Raw genomic sequence first — 22,204 nt, forward strand, 5'->3', positions numbered from 1 at the left:
AATGAATGCCATCGACCCTGCTTTGCTGGCTGAGACCGGAGATAACCGTCCGCTGCAGCGCCAGATTTTTGACGACATCAAGCGACGCGTCATCACTTGCGACTTGCTGCCGGGAGTCGAGGTCACGGAAAAGGCCCTGGCGGAAGCGTACGGCGTGACGAAAGCCCCGATCCGCAGCGCCCTCACACGCCTGACGGAGGCCGGCTGGCTGGTAAGTTCTCCACGCAAGGGGCACGTCGTGTCACCCCTGCTGTTGCGTGACGTGATTGAGATCTTCGATGCGCGTGAGCTCATCGAACCTGAAACGGCGCGCCTGGCTGCCGGCCAGATATCGAAAGCCACGCTGGAGCAGCTTAACGCGGCCTGCACGAAGGAATACGACCTTGACGACACGGACGCCAAGCGGGCGTTCCTGCTGGCCAATGCCGCGTTCCACGTAGGCATTGCCAGGGCCTGCGGCAATAGTCGCCTCGCCTTGATCCTGGAACAACTTCATGACCAAAGTCTGCGGGTGCTTTATCTGAGTATCAGTGCAAGCGACCGCTCGGCTTCGTGGCGACACGGGCACGAAGGCATGATTGACGTCCTGGTTTCCGGCGACGGCGACCTTGCGGCCAGCCGGACCCTCGCTGGCATCAAGCGCAGCCGTGAATCTGTCATGGACATTGTCAAACAGCGCAACGGCAAAATTTTTGTTTAAACCCTCCCAAACCCCAACACAGAAAATGAGCAACACCATCTCGCGCATCAACACCGGCGTTCGCCTGTCCGACGTCTCCATTCATAACGGCACGGTGTACCTCGCCGGCCAGGTACCCCGGAAGACCCTGGATCAAGGGATTGAAGCGCAAACCGCAGAGGTCCTGGCTACGATCGACAATCTGCTTGCCGAAGCCGGTTCGAGCAAGGAGCGAATCCTGTCCTGCCAGATTTTCCTTACCGACATCGCGGACATTGCAGGCATGAACAGCGTTTGGGACGAGTGGGTCGCCAAGGGCCAATGTCCCAGCCGGGCCACGGTCCAGGCACAGCTGGCAAATCCCGCCTGGCGCATTGAAATCGTCATCACCGCCGCTCAGGCCTGACCCAGGCCAGCCCGGCATCAGCAGCGCCAATCCACCATTAGCCCACCGCTAAGCCACCACAAAGCGGGGATCCAGCCTGGCCAACGCGAAGGCGCGCGTGTGGGTGACGAACGCCTTGAGCAATATCGACGGCGAACGCTGGGCCGAAAACAGCACGGAAAAGTCAGTGGTCAGCAACGGTTCGAACATCCGGAAGCAGACGCCAGTGCCCTTGTATTCGAGCGCGGTGATCGGGTCGATCAGGGCCACGCCCAGCCCCTCCTCCACGAACGCGCAAATGCTCCAGGACACCTGCGTCTCCACCTGCACCTTGCACTCGATGCCGTAGGAAGCGAACAGCGCATCGATCTGCAGCCGGGAGTCCAGCACGCGCGGATGGGAGACAAAGCGCTCCCCCGCGAGATCCTCGGGCCGGATCACCTCCTTGCCGGCAAGCCGGTGTCCCGCCGGGATGGCGCAGACCATCCGGGTCGAAAGCAGGCGCTCGCCGTGCGTGCTGGGGTGGTTCATCGACAGGATCGCAAAGCCCACGTCGCAGCGCTGCTCCGACACCATATTGACCACCGTGCGTGACGAATGCGGCAGCATGGTGATGTGGGTCTGGGGGTGATCCTGCATGAACGCGGCGATCGCCCGCGGCAGAAAGGACAGCGCCAGCGCCGGTGCGGCGGCAATCTGCAGCGACCCGCGCTGCATGTCGCGGATCTCCAGGGCCGTCTGCGCAATCCGGTCGATCCCCACCAGCGAGCGCTGCACCTCCTCGAACAGCGCCTGCGCCTCGGCGGTGGGATGGAGCCGGCCGCGCAACCGCTCGAACAGGGCAAACCCTACCGCCTCTTCCAGATCCGCGATCAGGCGCGTGGTGGCTGGCTGCGAGATGTGCAGCATCTCGGCGGCGCGCGTGACGGTCTGGCAGAGCATCACGGCCCGGAAGGCTTCGAGCTGGCGGATTTTCATGCGGCAAGTCTATAACATGCCATTATGGATGTGCCAAAAAAAAGAATTTTTCACGGCCGCTCCATCCTCCTAATCTATCCCAACGCCGCATAGTTCCTGAGCATAGTCGTTATGGTGCAGGGATAACCCTAATGCATGGATGTGGTGATCGACTTGCATTTTATTGGTGCATACCACGGAGGAAAGCATGAAGCAGCAAGTTCTGGCCGCGGCAGTGGTCGCGTTATGCAGTGCGTCAGCGGCGATGGCCCAGCAGCCGACCCTCTACGTCGGTTCGTACGGCGGCTCCACCGAAAAGGCGTTCAAGGAAAAGATCATTCCCGCCTTCGAGGCCAGGCATAAGGTCAAGGTGGTCTACGTGGCCGGCAACTCCACCGACACACTGGCCAAGCTGCAGGCACAGAAAGCCAAGCAGGAACTCGACGTGGTGCTGCTGGATGACGGCCCGATGTACCAGGCCGTGCAGTTCGGCTTCTGCGACACCATCAAGGACGCGCCGATCTACAAGGACCTCTACCCGATCGCGAAAATCGGCGGCAACAAGGCCACCGGCATCGGCGTGGTGGCAACCGGCCTGGTCTACAACACCGAAGCGTTCAGGAAGACGGGCCTGCCGAAGCCCGATTCCTGGGAAGCTCTGACCGACAAGAAATTCCGCCAGAAGGTCGCCATCCCGCCGATCAGCAACACCTATGGGCTGCAGACGCTGATGGTGTTCGCCAAGCTGCGCAAGGGCAGCGACCAGAACATCGACCCCGGTTTCAGCGCGCTGGCCAGGGAGGTCGGCCCCAATGTGCTGGCGTGGGAGCCGTCGCCGGGCAAGATGACCGAGCTGTTCCAGAACGGCGATGTCACGCTGGCCGTGTGGGGCAGCGGGCGCGCGCAAAGCCTGAAGGACACCGGCTTTCCGGTGGAATTCGTCTATCCGAAGGAAGGCGCCCCGGCGCTGCTGACCGCCGCGTGCCCGGTGGTGCAGAGCGATGTGCCCGAAGCCTCCCAGGCCTTCGTGCAATACCTGCTCACGCCGGAAGTCCAGGCCATCCTGGCGGACAGCCAGGGCTGGGGGCCGGTCAATGGCAAGGCCAAACTCGAGCCGAAGGTGGCCGCCAAGGTGCCGTATGGCCAGGCGCAGGTCGACAAGCTGCTGCCCACCAACTGGACCCTGGTCAACGAAAAGCGCGCCGAGTGGACCAACCGCTGGAACCGGACGGTGGAACGCTAGTCCGGCCATCCTCCCGCCCCTCGACACCGTCAACATGACCGCCCCTGCATAACCATGAGCTTCCTTACACTGAGCGGCCTCGCGAAATCCTTTGGCAGCTTTCATGCCGTCGAAGACCTGAGCCTCGAAGTCCGGCGCGGCGAATTCCTGTCGCTGCTGGGCCCGTCCGGCTGCGGCAAGACCACCACGCTGCAGATGATTGCCGGCTTTGTCGACCCAACGCGCGGGCGCATCGTGCTCGACGGGCGCGATATCACCGCGCTGCGCCCGGAAAAGCGCGGCATGGGCGTGGTGTTCCAGAGCTACGCGCTGTTTCCGCACATGACCGTGGCCGGCAATATCGGCTTCGGGCTGGAAATGCGCGGCGTGGCGGCGGCGGAGCGCGCCCGCAGGATCGACGAGGCGCTCCAGCTGGTGCGCCTGGGCGGCCTCGGCAAGCGCTTTCCGAAAGAGCTATCGGGCGGCCAGCGCCAGCGCGTGGCCATTGCCCGCGCGCTGGCGATCCGTCCCGAGGTGCTGCTGCTCGACGAGCCGATGTCGAACCTCGACGCCAAGCTGCGCGAGGACATGCACATCGAGCTGCGCGCGATCCAGCGCCACCTCGGCATCACCACCATCCTGGTCACGCACGACCAGGTCGAGGCGATGACGATGAGCGACCGCATCGCGGTGATGCATGGCGGGCGCATCGTCCAGCTTGCCACGCCGTTCGAGGCCTATGAGCGCCCGCAGTCGGCGTTCGCATCGGGATTCCTGGGCAAGACCAACAGTATCCCGGGCGTGGTCGAACAGACCAATCCGCGTTGCTGCGAAGTGCGCCTGGGCGAAACGCTCGCGCACGTGCCGCATGAAGGCCGCCAGGTCGGGCGCGACGTGCACGTCTACGTCCGCCCCGAGAAGATCCGGCTCGGCCGGGCCGGCGACGGCGGCATTCCCGGCACGGTGCAGGCACGCCTGTTCCTCGGCAACCACTGGATGCTCGAGGTCGACAGCGCGCTGGGCCGGCTGCGCGTCAGCCAGCCCAACCTTGGCGAGGCGCCACCCGCGGAAGGCGCCGCGGTCAGCGTGCTCTGGCAAGACCAGGACCTACGCGTGCTGGCATCGGAGTCGAAGCATGGCTGATACCGCAAGCCCCAACCTGGCCGGCGCGCCCGTGTCGGCGCCACGCCCGGCCGGCCAGCCGTTCGCCGGCGCCGCACCGTGGCTGCTGTGCGGCCCCGCCCTGCTGCTGTTCTGCGCGATGCTGCTGGTCCCGCTGGCACTCACGGCGCTGCTGTCGTTCCACGCGTTCGACGGCACGCGCGGCGTGCTGCCGGAGATGACGGCTGCCAACTACCTGGAAATCCTCGGCGACAGCTATTACCACGAGATCTTCCTGCGCACGGCGGGCATGGCGCTGGCGGTGACGGTGCTGTCCATCGTGTTCGGCGTGCCCGAGACCATCATCCTGTCGCGCATGCGCAGCCCGTGGCGCGGGCTGTTCCTGATCGTCATCCTGGGTCCGCTGCTGATCTCGGTGGTGGTGCGCACGCTGGGCTGGGCCATCCTGATGGGCAACAACGGGCTGATCAATGAGGCACTGCAATGGCTGGGCATTGTCGACGCGCCGCTGAAGCTCGTCTTCACGCAGACCGGCGTCATTGTCGCGCTGACCCACGTGATGATGCCGTTCATGGTGATTTCGGTGTGGGCGTCGCTGCAGAAACTCGACCCGCAGGTGGAACAGGCCGGCCAGGCATTCGGTGCCTCGCCGTTCACGGTGTTCCGCCGCGTGGTCCTGCCGCAGATCCTGCCCGGCATCCTGTCGGGCAGCATCATCGTCTTCGCGCTGTCGGCATCGGCCTTTGCCACCCCGGCCATCCTCGGCGGCCGCCGGCTCAAGGTGGTGGCCACCGCCGCCTACGACGAATTCCTGAACACGCTGAACTGGCCGCTGGGCGCATCGATCGCGGTGCTGCTGCTGGTGGCCAACGTGATCGTCATCGTCGGCTGCAACCGGCTGGTGGAGCGCCGCTTCCGCCAAGTCTTCGACGCATAAGGAGCCGACGCCATGCGCAAGAATGGTCCGCTTTCCCTGCTGTTCCACGCCCTGTTCATCGTCTTCATGGTGGCGCCGCTGCTGATGGTGGTGGCCGTGTCCTTCACCGGCAAGGGCTATATCTCCATGCCCACCGACGGCTTCTCGCTGCGCTGGTTCCGCGCCATTGCCGATGCGCACGAGATCGTCGACGCCTTCTGGCTGTCGCTGACGCTCGGCCTGTCCAGCGCCACCATCGCGGTGGCGCTGGCGGTGCCCGCCGCGCTGGCGCTGGTCCGCCATCGCTTTCCCGGCCGTGGCGCGCTGATGGCCTTCTTCCTGTCGCCGCTGATGATCCCGCATGTGGTGCTGGGCGTGGCCTTCCTGCGCTTCTTTACCACGCTGGGCGCGACCGGCTCGTTCTTCTGGCTGGCGCTCACGCACGTGGTGGTGGTCATGCCCTATGCGCTGCGGCTGGTGCTGGCTGCGGCCACGGGCCTGGACCGCGATGCCGAGCGCGCGGCGCTCTCGCTCGGCGCCAGCCGCTTCACGGCATTTCGCCGCGTGGTGCTGCCGCTGATCCTGCCCGGCGTGGTTGGCGGCTGGATGCTCGCCTTTATCCAGAGCTTCGACGAGCTGACCATGACCGTATTCGTGGCCACGCCCGGCACCACCACGCTGCCAGTGGCGATGTACAACCAGATCGCGCAGACTATCGATCCGCTGGTCGCTTCGGTATCCACGGTGCTGATCGTCGGTACGCTCGTGCTGATGGTGCTGCTGGACCGTATCGTCGGCCTCGACCGCGTGCTGATCGGCAAGAACTGAACCCCCGACTGACATGACTACATCCGATCTCATCGTGATTGGCGGCGGCCTGGTTGGCACTGCCATTGCCTACGGCGCGGCCAGGCAAGGCGCGCGTGTCACCGTGCTCGACGAGGGCGACGATGCCCTGCGCGCCTCGCGCGGCAATTTCGGCCTGGTATGGGTCCAGGGCAAGGGCTTCGGCATGGCGCCCTACGCGCGCTGGACGCTGGGCTCGGCGCGCCTGTGGCCGCAGCTGCGCGATGCGCTGCGCGACGAAACCGGCATCGACGTCTGCCTCAGGCAGCCCGGCGGCTTCCACCTGTGCTTTTCCGAGCAGGAGATCGAAGAGCGCCGGCAACGCCTTCAGGGCATCCAGGACGCTCTGGACGGCGACTATCCGTTCGAGATGCTCGACCACCGCGAGGTGGCGCAGCGGCTACCCGGCGTCGGGCCGGCCGTGGCCGGTGCCAGCTATACGCCGATGGACGGGCACACCAATCCGCTCAAGCTGCTGCGCGCGCTGCATGCCGCCTGCCAGGCGCGCGGCGTCCGCATCGTCGGCCGGCATGGCGCGCAATCGATCACGCCCGAGGCGGGCGGCTTCACCGTCCATGCGGGCGAAGGTGGCAAGGCGCGCTTTGCCGCACCACGCGTCGTGCTGGCCGCCGGCCTCGGCAACCGCGAGCTTGCGGCGCAGGTTGGCCTGCATGCGCCGGTGGCGCCGAACCGCGGCCAGGTCCTGATCGGCGAACGCGCCACGCCCTTCCTCGATTTCCCGACCACCTACGTGCGCCAGACCGACGAAGGCACGATCCAGCTGGGCGACTCGATGGAAGACGTCGGCTTCGACGACGGCACCACCGCCGACGTGCTCGCCCAGATTGCCCGGCGCGGCGTGCGCAGTTTCCCCGCGCTGGCCGGCCTCAAGCTGGTGCGGGCCTGGGGTGCGCTGCGCGTGATGAGCCCGGACGGCTTCCCGATCTACCAGGAGAGCCAGGCCTGTCCGGGCGCCTTTGTCACCACGTGCCATAGCGGCGTCACGCTGGCCGCCTCGCATGCGCTGCGGGTCGCACCCTGGGTGGCGGGCGGCGAGCGCCCGCACGGTATCGACGTGTTCGCCGGCGACCGCTTCCTGAACTCCAACCAGACCTTCCACCATGCCCACTGATCGCTTGTTCAAACGGATGGCCGCCCCCGGCGGCAATGCCGGCAGCAGCGCCGGCGCCGATACGGTCGCCATCGAATTCAACGGCGCGCCGCTGCGGGTGCCGGCCCGGTGCAGCGTTGCCGCGGCGCTGCTGGCCAGCGGCGTGACCCGCTTCCGCAATTCGCCGGTCAGCGGCGAGCCGCGCGCACCGTACTGCATGATGGGCGTCTGCTTCGAATGCCTGATGGAAATCGACGGGCAACCGAGCCGGCAAAGCTGCCTGGTGACCGTCAGCGAAGGCATGCGCGTGCGCACCCAGGATGGCGCGCGCACCCTGCCGTTGCCGCCCGCCGTGCCCGCTGCCCGTGCCCCGGAGGTGGAACATGGCTGACCTCGAGGTGGACATCGCCATCGTCGGCGCCGGCCCGGCCGGCATGGCTGCCGCAGTGGCCGCCGCCGCTACCGGCGCGCGCGTGGCCCTGCTCGATGAGCAGGAAGCCTGTGGCGGCCAGATCTATCGCAGCATCCAGAGCGCCCCGCCGGAGCGACTGCGTATCCTGGGCCCCGACTACGCGGCCGGCCGCGCGCTGGCAGACCGATTTGCCGCCAGCAGCGCGCAGCACATCACCGGCGCAGCGGTGTGGCAGGTCACGCGCGAGCACACGGTGCATTACCTGCGCAACGGCAGCGTGGCCAGCCTGCAGGCCCGGCAGGTGATCCTGTGCACTGGCGCCATGGAACGCCCCTTCCCGATCCCGGGCTGGACACTGCCCGGTGTGCTGACTGCCGGCGCCGCGCAGATCCTGCTCAAGAGCGCCGACGTGGTGCCTGCCGAACCGGTGGTGCTGGCCGGCTGCGGCCCGCTGCTGTACCTGCTGGGCTGGCAATATGTGCGGGCCGGGGTGCCGATCCGCGCCATCGTCGATACCACCGATGGCGCCGACTACAAGCGCGCGCTGGCCCACCTGGGCGGCGCGCTGGCCGGCTGGCGCTACCTGAAAAAGGGCCTGGCGCTGATGCGCGCCCTGAAGCGCGGCGGCGTGCCGTTCTACAAAGGGGCGTCGGCCTTGTCGATCGAGGGCGACGACGCGGTGCGGGCCCTCCACTTCACCAGCCGCGGGCAGGCCCACCGCCTTGCCACCAATGCGGTGCTGCTGCACCAGGGCGTGGTGCCCAACACCCAGTTCAGCTGGGCGCTGCGCGCGGCGCACCGCTGGGACGACACGCAGCTGTGCTGGCAGCCGGTGGTGGACGAATGGGGCACGCTCGACGTGCCCGGCATCTTCGTGGCGGGCGATGGCCGCGGCATTGGCGGCGCCGTGGCCGCCGCGCTGCAGGGCGAGCTGGCCGGCCTGGCGGCCTCCCACAACGTGGGCAAGCTCGGCGCCCCACAACGGGACCGCCTGGCCGTGCCGCTGCGCGCCGCGCTGCGCTCGCACCTGGGCATCCGGCCATTCCTCGACGCGCTGTACCGCCCCAAGCCGGCCAACCGAGTGCCGGCCGACGATGTGGTCGTATGCCGCTGCGAGGAAGTGACCGCCGGCGATATCCGCGGCTTCGTCGCGCTGGGCTGCAGCGGCCCCAACCAGGCCAAGTCTTTCGGGCGCTGCGGCATGGGGCCTTGCCAGGGGCGCCAATGCGGGCTGACGGTGACCGAGGTCATCGCCGACGCGCGTGGCGTGCCGCCGCAGGAGGTCGGCTACTACCGCATCCGGCCGCCGATCAAGCCGGTCACGCTCGGAGAACTGGCCAGTGAAGCCTGATCGCGGTGCCGATGCCGACGTGATTGTCATCGGCGGCGGCTTGCATGGCACCTCGAGCGCGCTCCATCTCGTGCGCAAGGGGCTGCGCGTCACGCTGCTCGAAGCCGAGTATTGCGGCCGGCACGCGTCCGGCGTCAATGCCGGCGGCGTGCGCACCCTGGGCCGCCACCTCGCCGAGATTCCGCTGGCGCTGGCCTCGCGCGAGCTCTGGCATCGCCTTGGCGAACTCACCGGCGACGACGCCGGCTTCGTCCCCAGCGGCCAGCTGAAGGTGGCGGAAACCGATGCCGAGCTCGACACGCTGCGCCAGCGCGTGACCCGGCTCGAAGCCCTCGGCTTTACGCACGAAAGGCTTGTCGACGGACACGCGGTGCGGGAGCTGGTCCCGTCCATCGCGCCGCATGTCACCGGCGCCATCTGGGCGTGCCGCGACGGGCACGCGTTGCCCTATCGTGCCGTCATGGCGTTCCGCCGGGCCGCGCAAGCGGCAGGCGTGGTGGTGCACGAAGCCACGCCGGCGGGACGCCTGGAACAGGCCGGCGGCCGCTGGCATGTGCATACGCCGCGGGGCGTGTTCCGCGCCGAACGCCTTGTCAACACGGCGGGCGCCTGGGCCGGGGAATTCGCGGCACAGCTCGGCGAACCCGTGCCGCTCGAGGCCGGCGGACTGATGCTGATGATCACGCACCGCGTGGCCCCGTTCGTGAAGCCTGTGCTCGGCGCCACCGGGCGTGCGCTCTCGTTCAAGCAGTTCGACAACGGCACCGTGCTGATCGGCGGCGGCTTGCGCTGCCCTGCCGATGCGCAGGCACGTCATGGCGAAGTCGACATGCTCAGGCTCGGCACCAGCGCGCGGACGGTGACGGCGCTGTTCCCGCACCTTGGCCCGCTTGGCATCAACCGCGCATGGGCCGGCGTCGAGGCCTTCATGCCCGACCAGATTCCGGTCATCGGCCCCAGCCAGTCCGCTCCAGGCGTGGTGCATGCCTTTGGCTTCTCCGCGCACGGCTTCGAACTCGGCCCCATCGTCGGCCAGATCGTCGCCGAACTCATCACCGAACAACGCTCCACCCTGCCGATCGATGCCTTTGCCATCGGCCGCTTCAGCAAGCCCCGCAGTGCCTTGGCCGGCGCACTACGGGAGCAGGTTCCAGCCGGCCGCTCCACCCTTCATTCTTCTTCGAGGTCATACGGATGAGCAATATCCAGCGCTTCCAGTCCACCAAACGTCTTTCCCGTCTCGTCGTGCACAGCGGCGTGGTCTACGTGGCCGGTGTCACGGCCAGCGACATCTCCGGGGATATCGGCGCCCAGACGCGCGATGTCCTGGAAAAGATCGAGGGCTACCTCGCCACCGTCGGCAGCGACAAGACCAGGCTGCTGTCCGCGCAGATCTGGCTCAAGGATATCGACAAGGACTTTGCCGGCATGAACGCCGCCTGGGAAGCCTGGATTCCCGAGGACGCCGTGCCGACGCGCGCAACCTGCGAGGCCAAGCTCGCACGTCCCGAATTGCTGGTGGAAATCATCGTGACGGCCGCGGTCTGACGCTGGGCGCTGCCATCAAACGCGCATGAAGTCCGGCCGATTTGAACTGCACGCCAACAGCCGGTGTCCGGCTGTTGGCGTGCAGTTCACGGGCGCTGGCGGACCAGCGGCTCGTTACCGGAGCCGCAGCCGGAGCCGGTTCCGCTCACGCCTTCTGCTCATAGCGCTGCATCACCTCGTACCAGATTTCACTCACTTTCATTGCGACCTCGTCGGCCGTCGGAAACGCTTCGGCGAGGAGCACGTCATTGGCCACGAAACGCTCGCGCAGGACTTCGATCGTCATCGTGATCAGCATGCGGATCGTGCCGGCATATTCGATGCGCTCGGCGCCAATGAATTCGCGGCCACGCCGACGCCCCGATACATGCACGATCTTCATCGCCCACTGCGCGTTACGTTGTTCGCGCACCTTGCGCAAGGCGCTGTTGCGATGAATGGCCGCGAACAGGTTCGCGTTCGCCGCGTAGGCGCGCGCGTACCACATATTGGCTTCGACAATGGCATCGAAGGTCGACAGTTCGCGCGAGCTGCTGACGCGGCTGCCCTCGATGTACTCGAAGAACAGGTCGAGCACTTCGAAGATGCAGTCGTCGATGTCCTTGAAGTGGTTGTAGAAGGTGCTGCGCGCCAGCCCGGATTGCGAGAGGACGACTTCTACCGTGGGATTCTCCGCGGGATTATCCTGGAGGCAACGCGCCGCGATCGTCATGAATACATAGCGGGTACGCTCGCGCTTCGACAACGACCGATCCAGGGACTTGCGCCCCAGCATCTCTTCGAATCTCAGTGACGATGGTACGTCGCCCGCCCCGGCAAGCGAGTCTGCCGTCATCGACTTCCCCTCTCTCACATGTCAAGTCAGCGATTCTAACAAAGGCGGTCCTATGCCCCGCCCGCTTGGCCTATTGGCCGGTAAACACCGGTGCACGACGTTCAACAAAATGCGCGACACCTTCGCGGAAGTCATCGCTTCCGAGGCTTTTCACCATCTCGTCGTTGGCCAGGCGCACCGCTTCGGCCAGGGCCTGGAAAGGGGCCTCCCAGAGCTGCCGCTTCATCACGCGTAGCGAGCGCGGCGACACGTCGCGACCGAGCCGCATCGCGAAGGCATGTGCGCTGGCGCGGAAATCAGTGGCATCCGACAACTGGTGCACCAGCCCCATACGCAACGCCTCGTCCGCTTCCACCCTGCGCGACGTCATCAGCAGATCGGTCGCATGCGCGGCGCCGACGATCCTCGGCAGGATCCACGCCACGCCATGCTCGGCGACCAGCCCCCGCTTTGCGAATGCCGTCGTGAATACCGCCGAACGCGATGCGAGCCGAAAGTCGCTGTAAAGCGCGAGCACAAGCCCCAGGCCAGCGGCCGCACCGTTGACGGCGCTGATGATGGGCTTGCTGCAGGCGGGAAAGTAGGAATAGCGCGTCTGGTAGTCCGCCCGCCGGTTCATGTCGAACGTCCGCATGTGGCGCCGCGAGCGGATATCCTCGGGCGGCAAGCCTTCCAGCTGGGAAATGTCCATGCCGGCACAAAATGCCCGGCCCGCGCCAGTGACAAGGATGGTCCGCACCTCCGGGTCGGCATCGGCGTCGGCAATCGCCTGGTACAACTCCGCCTCCAGCCTGAACGTCAGCGCATTGAGCTGGTCCGGCCGATTGAGCTCGATCGTGGCAACGGCGTCCTGTACGACGTAGTTCAACTCTGTGTAGTCCATGTCGTGGCTTCCTCAGCTTGCGCCGACCAGGTTCCCGATGTGGTCGGCAGGTAATTGATATGAAACGGTATCGACAAACTCATGCAGGCCGTGCAGGCCGTTTTCCCGCCCGATGCCCGAGTCGCCGAAGCCGCCGAACGGTGCGTCGGGATTGAACGGCGCGCCGTTCACGTCGATCTGTCCCGCGCGCAACCGGCGTGCTACCGACCATGCGGCGTCGGGCATTGGCCCCCATACGCTGGCGGCGAGCCCGTAACGCGTGCCGTTGGCGATCTCCACGGCCTCGTCAACGTTGTCGTAGGCCAGCAGCACCAGCACCGGCCCAAACACTTCTTGCTGTGCGACCGGCATCGACGGATCCACATTGCCCAGCACTGTCGGCGCGAAGAAATAGCCGTGCGACGGCACCGGCAGCGCGTCGGGCCCACCTGCGACGACCGTCGCGCCATCCGCCAGTGCAGCGTCGACGAGGGACCGCACCCGCGCCAACTGGGACATCGAAGCCAGCGGGCCAAGCCGCGTCGCAGGATCCGAAGGGTCGCCCATGACGTAGGTCCTGACCTGTTCGCGCAGCATGGCAACGACTTCCGCGTAGCGTTCACGTGGCACGAGGAGCCGGCTCAGCGCCGAGCAGGTCTGACCGGAATTGAGCAGGCAATTGGCTAACGTGGCCTTGACTGCCGTTGCCAGGTCCGCATCCGGCAGGATCAGTGCGGCAGACTTTCCACCCAATTCCAAAGCGACGCGCTTGAGCTGTGCCCCCGCATCGGCGGCAATCCTGCGCCCCACCGAGGTAGAGCCGGTGAACGAGACCATGTCGATATCCGGGTGCCCGGCGAGCGCCGCGCCCACATTTTCACCGCGACCGTTGACAAGATTGAAAACCCCTGCCGGCAGCCCCGCCGACGCTACCGCATCGGCCAAAATGAGCCCGCTCGCGGGCGCCACTTCCGAAGGCTTGACGACCACGGTGCAGCCCGCGGCGAGCGCGCAAGCCACCTTGGCCGTGAGCTGATGCAGCGGATAGTTCCACGGTGTGATGCACGCCACCACGCCAGCCGGCAGCCGTTCTACGATCGAATGACCGATTCGCTCTGGCCGTGCCAGCGTCTCAGCCAGTTCCGCCTGGCGCCGCCACGCCCGGATGGGTACGTCGACCTGGATGCGCCGGCTCAGCTTGCCGGGCATGCCAACTTCGCGCGTGATGGCTTGCGCGAGTTCATCGGCGCGTTCGGCCAGCGCTTCGGCGATGCGCACAAGCGCGTTCGCTCGTACTTCGACCGGCGTCTGCGCCCAGGAACGCCCCGCGCTGCGCGCGCTCGCTACCGCAACATCGACGTCAGCACGCGAGCTGGCGCGCAACCTCGCATACACCGCTTCCGTATAGCTGTCGACGAGATCGATTTCCTCCGATCCCCCCGATTCAAACCACGCTCCAGCGGCGTAGGTATGGCAATGCTTCATCTCATGATCCCCCATGGCGCCCGCTAGGGGCCGTGCGAAATGGTTCAGGCAAAAAAGGGCTCAGGCGAAATGACACGCGACCCGCTGCGGCGCTCCCGAGCGCTGGATCAATGCGGGCACCGAACGCGCGCACTCGTCGCTCGCCATCCAGCAGCGCGTGCGGAAGCGGCAACCGGACGGCGGATCGGTCGGGCTCGGCAGATCGCCGGTCAGCACGCGCGGCTTGCGGGCGCGCTCGGCGTGAGGATCGGGAACGTTCGCGCTGTCGACCAGCGCCTGCGTATAGGGGTGACGCGGCGACTGCAGGACGTCGGCGGCGACGCCTGACTCGACGATGCGGCCCATGTACATCACCACGATGTCGTGCGAAACGTTTGCGACCACCGCCAGGTCGTGGGACACGAACACATACGACACCTTGAGTTCGTCCTGCAGTTCACGCAACAGGTTGACGACCTGCGCCTGGACGGATACATCAAGCGCCGACACCGGCTCGTCGCAGACCACCACGCGCGCGGGCCGCACCAGGGCGCGCGCGATGCCCACCCGCTGCAGCTGCCCGCCCGACAGCGAGTATGGGTAGCGCGACGCATGGCCGGCGTTCAGCCCGACGCGTTCGAGCATCGCGGCCGCGCGTGCGGTGCGCTCGCTTTTCGGCAGGTGCGCCTCGTGGATGTCGAGCGGCTCGCGCACGATCTCGCCAATGGTCAGCCGCGGGTTGAGCGCCGTATAGGGCGACTGGAACACCATCTGCACATCGCGCATGACCTCGCGCCAGCGCTCGCCTCGCAGAGTGGTGATGTCGATGCCGTCCACGTACAGGCTGCCCTCGGACGGCGGCAGGATACCGACCAGCATGCGCGACAGCGTCGACTTGCCGCAGCCCGATTCGCCAACGATGCCAAGCGTCCTCCCTGGCGCGAGCGACAGCGTCACGTCGTCGACCGCATCGAGCGTGAGCGGCTTTGCCGGCCACGGCTGCGGGATGCGGAAGCGCCGTCCGAGGCCGCTTGTGCACAGCACCGGCGTGTCGTCGTTGGAAGGCTTCACCTTCGGGAAATCATGCACGTTCTGCATATGGAACCTCGCCCGGTGGGATTCGGCACTGCGACGTTCGCCCGGCGGCAAACCGGATCGGCTGTGGCAGCTCGCTGGCGCAGGCGGCCACGGCCATCGGGCAGCGGGGATGGAAGGGGCAGCCCGGCGGCATTGCCTGCGGCGCCGGCGGCGCGCCGGAAATCGCGCGCAGCGCCAAGCCAGGCTGGTCGAGCCGCGGAATCGCCTTGAGCAGCGCACGCGTGTAGGGATGAGCAGGCGCGTCGAACACTTCGACCACGGGACCGGTCTCGACCGCCCGTCCCGCGTACATCACCAGCATCCGGTCCGCCATGCGCGCGACCACGCCCATGTCGTGCGTCACGATGAGGACGGCCATGCCGAGTTCGCGCTTCAGGCGCATCAGCAACTGCAGGATCTGCGCCTTGATGGTCGCGTCCAGCGCGGTGGTCGGCTCGTCGGCGATCAGGATGTCGGGCTCGAGCGCCAGCGCCATCGCGATCAGCGCGCGCTGGCGCATGCCGCCCGAGAACTCATGCGGATAGTGATGCACGCGCTCGTCGGGCGAAGGGATGCCGGTCAGCTTCAGCAACTCGACCGCACGCCGCATCGCCGCGCCGTACCCAAGGCCGCGATGCACCATCAGCGTCTCGGCGATCTGGAAGCCGACTGTCGTGCACGGATTGAGCGCAGCGAGGGCATCCTGGCTGATCAGTGCCATCCGTTCGCCGCACAGGCGCCGGCGCGCGGCCGGCGCAAGATTATGGATGGGCTGCCCGCAAAGCGAGATGCGCCCGCTGGTGTGCGTGGTGCCAGGCAAGAGGCCCATCACCGCCTGCGCCATCGTCGACTTGCCGGAGCCCGATTCACCGATGACCGCGAACACCTCGCCGCGCGCGACCGTGAAGGACAGGTCGCGCACCACCCGCACGTCGTCCGTGCGGGTGCGGAACGACACGTCCAGGTCGGCAACCTCGAGCACCGGCGCATCGGACGGTTCACGTAGCGTGGACACGGTCATTTCGCCGAAACCTTGACCGTGGCCAGGTCGAAATTGTCACCGAAGCGGGCATCCCACTGCAGCCGCTTCGAGAAGCCGTAGATCGATGCGGCCTGCCACACCGCAGCGACGTAGTAGCGGTCGTTCACGAGCTTCTGCGCGGCCTTCCAGTCCTCGGTACGCTTCGCATCGTCCATCTGGCTCCCCGCCTGCGCGGCCAGCCGGTCAAACTCGGGATCGTTGGTCACGCTGAGTGGCGAGACCGAATTGAGGAACGAGTTGATCTTGCTCGCATCGCCTTCGCCGAAGTCCCAGCCGATGATGTAGAAGGGGCCGCCGCTCTTCGTCTGCATCAGGCTGATCAGACGCCCCCACTCCATGACCTGGGGCTGGATCTTGAACCCGGTCGAGTTGAGCTGCGCGTTGATCGCCTGATAGATATCGCGGTCATTCACATAGCGCCCGTCTGACGTATAGGTCTTCAGCTCAATGGGCTTGCCCCCGAGCACCGCCTTCGCCGCCTTGCGGTCAGTCTGGTATGGCTTGATCGACTTGTCATACTGCACGACAGTCGGCGCCATCGGCACCGCCAGGACGCGGCCGTATTTGCCCAGCAGGTGCGTGACGATGTTGTTGATGTCCAGCGATTCGGCAAAGGCCTTGCGCACCTTGATGTCGTTGAACGGTGGCTTGCGCGAGTCGAGCAGCAGGGTGTGCACCAGGCCGTCCATACTGGTGATGACCTTGGTGTTCTGCGCCTTCTCGATGCGATCGACATCGGCAATCGGCACGCGCTGGATGATATCCACCTCGCCCTGCAGCAGCGCGTTCACACGCGTTCCGTTTTCGGGAATGAACGTGTAGCGTCCGCTGGTCGCATCCGGCTTCTGGCCCCAGTAGCCGGGGTTGCGCTCGAGCGTCAGCGAGGTGCCCCTGCGCCATTCGGCCAGCTTGTACGGGCCGGAGCCCATTGGCTTGTCATTGACTTCCTGCTGGCTGTGTGATTCGAAATAGTGCTTCGGTACGATGAACACGCGGCCACTGCCGCCGATCGGCTGCATGCGACGCGGCAACAGCGGATCCGGCGTCTTGGTCCGGATCTGCACCGTGGCCGGATCGACGATGATCACCTCGGCAACCGACGCGAGCTGCGGCGCGTGCAGTGAGTTCGTCGCCGGATTGAGGATGCGGTCGATCGAATACTTGACGTCATCCGCGGTCAGCGGCTTGCCATCCTGGAACCTGACGTCGCTGCGCAGCTTGAATTCCCACAACGTCGGCTCCTTGAGCGCGTAGGACGTTGCCAGGTTGGGCAGCAGCGTGCCGGTCTTGGGATCCAGCACCAGCAGCGTGTCGTAGATCTGGCTGATGATCGCCAGGTCGGGACCATTGGCGGTGCGTGCCGGATCGAGTTGGTCGATACCGCCCGACAGCGCGATGCGCACGTCCGTGCCTGCCGCGTACGCAGGTGGCGTGGTGGCCAGGCCGGCCGATATGGCCAGCGCCAGCCCAAGCGTACGGCAGGCGCGCAGCGCTGCCCTGCGCATGGCTGTCGTTTCGACAAAGTCTCCCGTTTTCATGACCTTCTCCTTGGAGGTGAACAGCTTGGTTGGCGGAGCGGACCCGGCGTCTTCAGCGCCGGTTGACTTTCGGATCGGATATGTCGCGCACCTGCTCGCCAAGCACGTTGATCGACAGTACGAGCAGGAAAATGCAGGAGCCCGGGAACACGGTGAGCCACCAGGCGGTCTCCATATAGTCACGGCCTTCGCTCAGCATGCGCCCCCAGGTCGGCGAATCGGTCGGTACGCCAAGGCCGACGAAGCTCAGCCCGCTCTCCATGACGATGGCGGTGCCGAAGGCGAAGGTCGCGAGCACCAGCACGTTGGGCAGCACGTTGGGCAGGATGTGCCGGAACAGCACGCGCCAGATGCTGCCGCGCATGACCAGCACCGCTTCGACGTATTCGAGCTGCCGGATCTGGTTGGTGTCCGAGTAGGTGACGCGGGCGAAGCGCACCCAGGTGCCGAGCCCGATCACCGCGATCACCAGCGGCACGCTCGGGCTCAGGATGCCGACGATCGTGATGGCCAGCAGGAAGAACGGAAACGACAGCTGGATGTTCGACAGGTACAGCAGCAGCACCGCGAAGCGCCCGCCGCGGTAGCCGGCCAGGATGCCCGCGCCAATCCCGGCCACGGCCGCCAGCGAGACCGCGCAAACCGACACGAACAGCGCGGGCCACGCACCCATCACCAGCAACGACAGCACGTCGCGGCCGAGCGCGTCGGTGCCGAACCAATAGCGCCCTTCGGCGCCGATCGTGCCAGGCGGCAGCAGCCGGCTGCCGAGATCCTGGAAGGTGGGGTCGAACGGCGTCAGCGCATCTCCCGCAATTGCCGCGACCAGCGTGAGGGCAATGAAGGCTGCGCACAGCAGCATGGCGACCGGCTGGTGCGCGAGGCGCCGGCTCAGCCGTCGCCATGCCGGCGCAGGCAAAGCGGATGTGGTGGTGGATATCATGCTTGCCTCAATCTCGGATTGACGATGCGGATGACGATCTCGACGAGCACGGTAAGCACCGCGAAGATCACCGCCACGTAGGCCACGACGCCCTGGGTGATAGGGAAGTCCCGGCGCTGTATCGATTCGATCGCGAGCCGGCCGATGCCCGGCCAGGAGAACACCGTCTCGGTCAGCACGGCCCCGCCGAACAGCGAGCCGATCTCGAGCGCGATCAGCGCCAGCACGGGCACGATGCCGTTGCGCATCACCGTGCGGAAGATCACGCGGCGCTCAGGCATTCCCTTCGCCCTGGCCGCATTGACGTAGCTCGATGGCAAGACTTCGAGCATCGACGAACGGGTGAGCCGCGTGACACTGGGAAACACATACAGCGCGAGCGTGAGCGACGGCAACACAAGGTGCTGCCATCCGCCGATGCCGTAAGTCGGCAGCCAGCCCAGCCCGACCGCGAAGACCTGGATCATCAGCAGGCCCATCCAGAACGACGGCACCGACGCGCCCAGCACGCTGATCACCTGGACCGAGCGATCGAGCAGGCCGCCGCGCCGCGTGGCGGCCAGCACACCAAGTGGAATGGCGAAGACCAGTGCGATGGCCAGCGCGCTCGACGCAAGCAGCGCCGTGTTGGGCAGGCGGCGCATGATGATCGCCGTCACGGTGTCACCATCGAAGTAGGAGTTGCCGAACTCGCCCCTGGCCGCGCCTTGCATGTAGTTCATGTACTGGCGTGGCAGCGGCTGGTCCAGCCCGAGCTGCTTCTGCATGGCGAGGCGCTGTTCGGCGGTCGCGTCCTGCGGCAGGATCTGCGCGGTCGGATCGCCGCTCATGCGCACCATGAAGAATGTCAGCGTGACCGCCGTGATGACGACCGCGAGCCCCAGTCCGATCTGCTTGCTGATCAGGTTCAGCATGGCGTCAGCTCCCGGCGGCTGTCTTGCCGTCGGCGTAATACTGCGTGCGCCACTGGATGCCGGCGCTAGGCCCCTGCTCTTTCACGCGGCGCGCGAACTCGCCGCGCGCCTCGTCGTCCATGAACGACAGGTACGCCGCCGTCTCCACCCAGCTGTCGATATGCGCAGCCATGCCTTGCGTCTCGTAGGCGCGGTTGATGCCGACCTTGTTGATCGTCACCGCGGCAGGCGGCAGCCGCAACAGCTTCTGCGTCAGCGATGCCACCGCGGCGTCCAGCCCGTCGTCCGGCACTACCGTGCTGACGATGCCCATGCGCAGCGCTTCTGGCGCGGTGAACTGCCGGCCGGTCAGCAGGATGTCCTTGGCGATCTTGTGGTTGACCAGCCAGGGCACCATCATGAATGCCGGCCCTTCGCCGAAAAGGATCTCGGGCTCGCCCAGCGTGCAGCTTTCGGTGGCGATCGTGAAGTCGCACGGCAGCACCAGTTCGAACGCGCCCCCCATGCAGTAGCCGTGGATCGCCGCGATCACCGGCTTCTTGCAGCGCCACACCGCCCAACGCGCGCGGTTCGCGATTTCGTGCAGCGAGTGCAGCCGGTCTTCGTGCGAGCGCTCTCCCATCTGGAGCGACAGGTCGAAGCCCGCCGAGAAGGCGCGGCCATTGCCGCGCAACACCACCGCGCGGCAGGCGGGATCCGCGCTCGCTTCGCTGACGCGGTCACCCACAAACGCGTAGATTTCCGGCGTGAGCGCGTTGAGTTTTTCCGGACGGTTGAACGTGATGGTCAGCACGTTGTCCCGCATTTCGGTAAGCGGCATCGGGATAGTCACGTCGGCTCCTTTTCGGTGATGGTGATGGCGGCGTCAACGGGAACCAGTTCCCGGCCGACTACCATCACGGGGTTGCATTCGACGCTGTCGATGACGGGATCGGATCCCAGGGCGGCGTCAAGCTGATTGAGCAGGTCGGCAAGCGCATCGGCGGGCACGGCGGGCTCGCCACGGAACTCGCCCCAGGCACGCGCACTGGTGAGGCGTGCCAGTGCGCGCGACACGCGTTCTGGCGTGGCTGGCAGCAGCACCACGGCAACGTCGTTGAACGCTTCGGTCAGCACGCCGCCAAGACCAATCAGGCCAAGCGACGCCAGTGACACGTCGCGCCGCACGCCAACGATCAGCTCGCGGCGGCGGCCCAGGTCACGCGTGACGGTAAAGCCGTCGAGCGCGGCGGCACCGAGCGCCTGCGACACGCTGTGGGAAATCGCGCGCGCCGCGTCGCGCACCGCGCCGGCATCGCCCAGGCCGGTGCGTACGCCACCAATGTCGCTCTTGTGCGCGACGCCAGGCAGGATCGCCTTGACGACGACCGGATATCCGATCCGTTCCGCCTGCGCTACGGCCGCCTCGGGCGACTCCGCCGTGAGCACCTCGGGCAGCTTCACGTCGTGGCGCGCCAGCAGGCGGTACGCGGCGACTTCGGACGAGTAGTCCTGCGACGGCACCGCGGACGTGGCGGCCGCTGCCGGCAGCGGTGCCACCTGGCGCTGCGGCAGCGCTTCACCGGCGCGTGCCAGATAGCGGCCGCGCCGCCGCAACGCCGCGAGCGCGACGCCGACCGATTCGATCGATTCCAGGCACGGCACCCCGGATTGGCGCATCGCAGTGAACGACGGATGCGCGCGGTCAGCGTAAGGCGTGTAGAAGACCAGCGGCTTGCCGAGCTTCGTCTGCAAGGCGCCGAGCAACGGCGCGGCGCTGGCGTAGTCGTGCGGGCTTTCCTTGCCGAGCACGCCGCCCTTCCACAGCCCGTAAAGCCCGTAATTGACGGCGGCATCGAACGACGGGCAGGCGCGCATCACCAGTTCGGTCAGCGACGAGAACAGGCTCGGATCGTTGATGTAGGCGCCGGTCATGTCGACCGGATTCCGCTTTGGCGCCCACGACGGCAACAGGCCGGACAGTGTCTCGACCACCGCTGCCGGGAATTCGGGCACGCGCAGGCCCACGGACTCCACCTCGTCGGTGCAGACGGTCGAGTGGCCACCGCCCGAGCCGACAATTGCGACATCGTCCCCCATCATCGGCGGGCAGCGCATCAGCGCCTCGGCCGCTGGCAGCAGATGCTCCAGCTGGCTCACCTCGACCATGCCCGCCTCGTCGAAGAGCGCCTGGTAAACCCGTTCGGATGACGACAGCGACGCGGTGTGCGATTGCGCCGCGCGCCGTCCCGCCGAGGTGCGCCCGCCCTTGAGCACGACGATCGGCTTCTTGCGGGAAACCCGCGCGCAGGCTTCGAAGAACGCATCACCGCTGCCCGGCCGCAGGCCTTCCAGGTAGACCGCGACCACGCGCGTGTCGTCGTCCTGGCCAAGGTAGTCGATGTACTCGTGCATCGGGATGTCGGCCTGGTTGCCGAAGCCAACGAAGCAGGAGAACCCGAGATCGTGCTTGCGTGCCTGGTCCCACAGCGTGACCGCGACATTGCCGCTTTGCGACACCAGCGCAACCGGGCCGGCCGGCAGCGGCGTGATCTCGGTCAGGTTCAGCCCGACATGCAGGTTGGCCAATCCCATGCAGTTCGGCCCGACGATGCGCATGCCATGCGCGTTGCAGGCACGCACCATCTCATCTTGCAGCCGCTCGCCTTCCTCGCCCATCTCGGCGAAGCCCGCGGTGAACACCACCGCGAATGCAGCGCCGCGCGCGGCAACCGCCTCAAGCACCGCCGGCGTCTGCGCGGGGCCCAGCAGATTGAAGGCGACATCGATATCGCCCGGTAGATCGTCCGGCTCGGTGTGGATCGTCAGGCCGTCAAGCTCGCCGGCCTGCCTGCCGAGCAGCGAGATCCGCCCGGCGAAGCCGGCGTCAAGCAACGAGCGCAGGAACTTGTAGCCGGCCTTGTCGGTGTCCCGGGATACGCCCAGCAACGCGACGTGACGTGGCCGGAAGAGGCGCTGCAGAGGATGCGTGGTAGTCATG

The 22,204-nt window shown here is 66.6% G+C and carries 22 protein-coding genes; 11 read left to right on the forward strand and 11 right to left on the reverse strand.

Features of this window, described 5'->3' with window-relative positions:
* Position 1 precedes the first annotated feature (1 nt).
* Positions 2 to 700, forward strand: a complete 699-nt coding sequence (locus AC3WRR_RS06235; RefSeq protein ID WP_010811824.1) for a GntR family transcriptional regulator — start codon at positions 2 to 4, stop codon at positions 698 to 700.
* A 25-nt stretch (positions 701 to 725) separates the two neighbouring features.
* Entirely contained in the window at positions 726 to 1,085 is a 360-nt protein-coding gene (locus AC3WRR_RS06240; protein ID WP_010811823.1) for a RidA family protein, read from the forward strand.
* A gap of 48 nt (positions 1,086 to 1,133) precedes the next feature.
* On the opposite strand, the gene AC3WRR_RS06245 is transcribed toward AC3WRR_RS06240, so the two are convergent.
* A complete protein-coding gene (locus tag AC3WRR_RS06245; RefSeq protein ID WP_010811822.1) occupies positions 1,134 to 2,042 on the reverse strand; it encodes a LysR substrate-binding domain-containing protein in 909 nt (302 codons plus the stop codon).
* Positions 2,043 to 2,229: 187 nt separating this feature from the next.
* Between AC3WRR_RS06245 and AC3WRR_RS06250 the strand changes: the two genes are divergently transcribed.
* From AC3WRR_RS06250 to AC3WRR_RS06290, 9 genes are all read left to right on the forward strand, one after another.
* Positions 2,230 to 3,264 carry an ABC transporter substrate-binding protein gene (locus tag AC3WRR_RS06250; RefSeq protein ID WP_010811821.1) on the forward strand — a complete coding sequence of 345 codons (1,035 nt, stop codon included), beginning with the start codon at positions 2,230 to 2,232 and terminating at the stop codon, positions 3,262 to 3,264.
* A 54-nt stretch (positions 3,265 to 3,318) separates the two neighbouring features.
* Positions 3,319 to 4,386 carry an ABC transporter ATP-binding protein gene (locus tag AC3WRR_RS06255; protein ID WP_439668876.1) on the forward strand — a complete coding sequence of 356 codons (1,068 nt, stop codon included), beginning with the start codon at positions 3,319 to 3,321 and terminating at the stop codon, positions 4,384 to 4,386.
* A 118-nt stretch (positions 4,387 to 4,504) separates the two neighbouring features.
* Positions 4,505 to 5,302, forward strand: a complete 798-nt coding sequence (locus AC3WRR_RS06260; protein ID WP_234788257.1) for an ABC transporter permease — start codon at positions 4,505 to 4,507, stop codon at positions 5,300 to 5,302.
* A gap of 12 nt (positions 5,303 to 5,314) precedes the next feature.
* Complete coding sequence (locus tag AC3WRR_RS06265) at positions 5,315 to 6,109, forward strand: ABC transporter permease (RefSeq protein WP_010811818.1); 795 nt, start codon at positions 5,315 to 5,317, stop codon at positions 6,107 to 6,109.
* Between the two features lie 13 nt (positions 6,110 to 6,122).
* Positions 6,123 to 7,259: an NAD(P)/FAD-dependent oxidoreductase gene (locus tag AC3WRR_RS06270; protein WP_010811817.1), complete on the forward strand. Its 1,137-nt coding sequence runs from the start codon at positions 6,123 to 6,125 to the stop codon at positions 7,257 to 7,259.
* Positions 7,249 to 7,629 (forward strand): (2Fe-2S)-binding protein, encoded by a 381-nt coding sequence (locus tag AC3WRR_RS06275; RefSeq protein ID WP_063048021.1) that lies wholly within the window; start codon positions 7,249 to 7,251, stop codon positions 7,627 to 7,629. Before AC3WRR_RS06270 ends, AC3WRR_RS06275 begins: the two co-directional genes overlap by 11 nt.
* Complete coding sequence (locus tag AC3WRR_RS06280; RefSeq protein ID WP_010811815.1) at positions 7,622 to 9,001, forward strand: FAD/NAD(P)-dependent oxidoreductase; 1,380 nt, start codon at positions 7,622 to 7,624, stop codon at positions 8,999 to 9,001. Before AC3WRR_RS06275 ends, AC3WRR_RS06280 begins: the two co-directional genes overlap by 8 nt.
* Positions 8,991 to 10,199, forward strand: a complete 1,209-nt coding sequence (locus AC3WRR_RS06285) for an NAD(P)/FAD-dependent oxidoreductase (RefSeq protein WP_454750531.1) — start codon at positions 8,991 to 8,993, stop codon at positions 10,197 to 10,199. The genes AC3WRR_RS06280 and AC3WRR_RS06285 overlap by 11 nt, the downstream gene beginning before the upstream one ends.
* The gene (locus AC3WRR_RS06290) at positions 10,196 to 10,549 is read left to right on the forward strand and encodes a RidA family protein (RefSeq protein WP_010811813.1); all 354 of its coding nucleotides are present in this window, start codon (positions 10,196 to 10,198) and stop codon (positions 10,547 to 10,549) included. The genes AC3WRR_RS06285 and AC3WRR_RS06290 overlap by 4 nt, the downstream gene beginning before the upstream one ends.
* A 145-nt stretch (positions 10,550 to 10,694) precedes the next feature.
* Here the strand turns inward: AC3WRR_RS06290 and AC3WRR_RS06295 are convergent, their stop codons facing one another.
* The 10 genes from AC3WRR_RS06295 to AC3WRR_RS06340 all read right to left on the reverse strand — a co-directional run bounded on the left by AC3WRR_RS06295 (position 10,695) and on the right by AC3WRR_RS06340 (position 22,203).
* Positions 10,695 to 11,384, reverse strand: coding sequence for a TetR/AcrR family transcriptional regulator (locus tag AC3WRR_RS06295; protein WP_037024413.1), 690 nt, complete (start codon positions 11,382 to 11,384; stop codon positions 10,695 to 10,697).
* Between the two features lie 70 nt (positions 11,385 to 11,454).
* Positions 11,455 to 12,267, reverse strand: a complete 813-nt coding sequence (locus AC3WRR_RS06300; RefSeq protein WP_439668874.1) for an enoyl-CoA hydratase — start codon at positions 12,265 to 12,267, stop codon at positions 11,455 to 11,457.
* A gap of 12 nt (positions 12,268 to 12,279) precedes the next feature.
* Positions 12,280 to 13,731, reverse strand: a complete 1,452-nt coding sequence (locus AC3WRR_RS06305; RefSeq protein ID WP_010811810.1) for an aldehyde dehydrogenase family protein — start codon at positions 13,729 to 13,731, stop codon at positions 12,280 to 12,282.
* Between the two features lie 60 nt (positions 13,732 to 13,791).
* Positions 13,792 to 14,808 (reverse strand): ABC transporter ATP-binding protein, encoded by a 1,017-nt coding sequence (locus AC3WRR_RS06310; protein WP_010811809.1) that lies wholly within the window; start codon positions 14,806 to 14,808, stop codon positions 13,792 to 13,794.
* Positions 14,792 to 15,808, reverse strand: a complete 1,017-nt coding sequence (locus AC3WRR_RS06315; protein ID WP_492296450.1) for an ABC transporter ATP-binding protein — start codon at positions 15,806 to 15,808, stop codon at positions 14,792 to 14,794. Before AC3WRR_RS06315 ends, AC3WRR_RS06310 begins: the two co-directional genes overlap by 17 nt.
* On the reverse strand, positions 15,805 to 17,367 hold the full coding sequence (locus tag AC3WRR_RS06320; RefSeq protein WP_492296452.1) for an ABC transporter substrate-binding protein: 1,563 nt from the start codon (positions 17,365 to 17,367) through the stop codon (positions 15,805 to 15,807). Before AC3WRR_RS06320 ends, AC3WRR_RS06315 begins: the two co-directional genes overlap by 4 nt.
* A 52-nt stretch (positions 17,368 to 17,419) precedes the next feature.
* Positions 17,420 to 18,310 (reverse strand): ABC transporter permease, encoded by an 891-nt coding sequence (locus AC3WRR_RS06325; RefSeq protein ID WP_052181628.1) that lies wholly within the window; start codon positions 18,308 to 18,310, stop codon positions 17,420 to 17,422.
* Complete coding sequence (locus AC3WRR_RS06330) at positions 18,307 to 19,224, reverse strand: ABC transporter permease (protein WP_058698398.1); 918 nt, start codon at positions 19,222 to 19,224, stop codon at positions 18,307 to 18,309. The genes AC3WRR_RS06325 and AC3WRR_RS06330 overlap by 4 nt, the downstream gene beginning before the upstream one ends.
* A 4-nt stretch (positions 19,225 to 19,228) precedes the next feature.
* On the reverse strand, positions 19,229 to 20,056 hold the full coding sequence (locus AC3WRR_RS06335) for an enoyl-CoA hydratase/isomerase family protein (RefSeq protein ID WP_081645129.1): 828 nt from the start codon (positions 20,054 to 20,056) through the stop codon (positions 19,229 to 19,231).
* Entirely contained in the window at positions 20,053 to 22,203 is a 2,151-nt protein-coding gene (locus AC3WRR_RS06340; protein WP_037024410.1) for an acetate--CoA ligase family protein, read from the reverse strand. The genes AC3WRR_RS06335 and AC3WRR_RS06340 overlap by 4 nt, the downstream gene beginning before the upstream one ends.
* Position 22,204 lies beyond the last annotated feature (1 nt).

The sequence above is a fragment of the Cupriavidus sp. FW305-3-2-15-C-LB2 genome (genome assembly GCF_058787575.1).

Excerpts from the sequence above, each read along its gene's own strand:
- AC3WRR_RS06260 (WP_234788257.1), top strand. The coding sequence starts at position 4,505 with ATGCTGCTGGTCCCGCTGGCACTCACGGCGCTGCTGTCGTTCCACGCG.
- AC3WRR_RS06250 (WP_010811821.1), top strand. The coding sequence starts at position 2,230 with ATGAAGCAGCAAGTTCTGGCCGCGGCAGTGGTCGCGTTATGCAGTGCG.
- AC3WRR_RS06280 (WP_010811815.1), top strand. The coding sequence starts at position 7,622 with ATGGCTGACCTCGAGGTGGACATCGCCATCGTCGGCGCCGGCCCGGCC.
- AC3WRR_RS06290 (WP_010811813.1), top strand. The coding sequence starts at position 10,196 with ATGAGCAATATCCAGCGCTTCCAGTCCACCAAACGTCTTTCCCGTCTC.
- AC3WRR_RS06240 (WP_010811823.1), top strand. The coding sequence starts at position 726 with ATGAGCAACACCATCTCGCGCATCAACACCGGCGTTCGCCTGTCCGAC.
- AC3WRR_RS06310 (WP_010811809.1), bottom strand. The coding sequence starts at position 14,808 with ATGCAGAACGTGCATGATTTCCCGAAGGTGAAGCCTTCCAACGACGAC.
- AC3WRR_RS06255 (WP_439668876.1), top strand. The coding sequence starts at position 3,319 with ATGAGCTTCCTTACACTGAGCGGCCTCGCGAAATCCTTTGGCAGCTTT.
- AC3WRR_RS06315 (WP_492296450.1), bottom strand. The coding sequence starts at position 15,808 with ATGACCGTGTCCACGCTACGTGAACCGTCCGATGCGCCGGTGCTCGAG.
- AC3WRR_RS06235 (WP_010811824.1), top strand. The coding sequence starts at position 2 with ATGAATGCCATCGACCCTGCTTTGCTGGCTGAGACCGGAGATAACCGT.
- AC3WRR_RS06305 (WP_010811810.1), bottom strand. The coding sequence starts at position 13,731 with ATGAAGCATTGCCATACCTACGCCGCTGGAGCGTGGTTTGAATCGGGG.
- AC3WRR_RS06300 (WP_439668874.1), bottom strand. The coding sequence starts at position 12,267 with ATGGACTACACAGAGTTGAACTACGTCGTACAGGACGCCGTTGCCACG.
- AC3WRR_RS06275 (WP_063048021.1), top strand. The coding sequence starts at position 7,249 with ATGCCCACTGATCGCTTGTTCAAACGGATGGCCGCCCCCGGCGGCAAT.
- AC3WRR_RS06320 (WP_492296452.1), bottom strand. The coding sequence starts at position 17,367 with ATGAAAACGGGAGACTTTGTCGAAACGACAGCCATGCGCAGGGCAGCG.
- AC3WRR_RS06265 (WP_010811818.1), top strand. The coding sequence starts at position 5,315 with ATGCGCAAGAATGGTCCGCTTTCCCTGCTGTTCCACGCCCTGTTCATC.
- AC3WRR_RS06270 (WP_010811817.1), top strand. The coding sequence starts at position 6,123 with ATGACTACATCCGATCTCATCGTGATTGGCGGCGGCCTGGTTGGCACT.
- AC3WRR_RS06325 (WP_052181628.1), bottom strand. The coding sequence starts at position 18,310 with ATGATATCCACCACCACATCCGCTTTGCCTGCGCCGGCATGGCGACGG.
- AC3WRR_RS06245 (WP_010811822.1), bottom strand. The coding sequence starts at position 2,042 with ATGAAAATCCGCCAGCTCGAAGCCTTCCGGGCCGTGATGCTCTGCCAG.
- AC3WRR_RS06340 (WP_037024410.1), bottom strand. The coding sequence starts at position 22,203 with ATGACTACCACGCATCCTCTGCAGCGCCTCTTCCGGCCACGTCACGTC.
- AC3WRR_RS06295 (WP_037024413.1), bottom strand. The coding sequence starts at position 11,384 with ATGACGGCAGACTCGCTTGCCGGGGCGGGCGACGTACCATCGTCACTG.
- AC3WRR_RS06330 (WP_058698398.1), bottom strand. The coding sequence starts at position 19,224 with ATGCTGAACCTGATCAGCAAGCAGATCGGACTGGGGCTCGCGGTCGTC.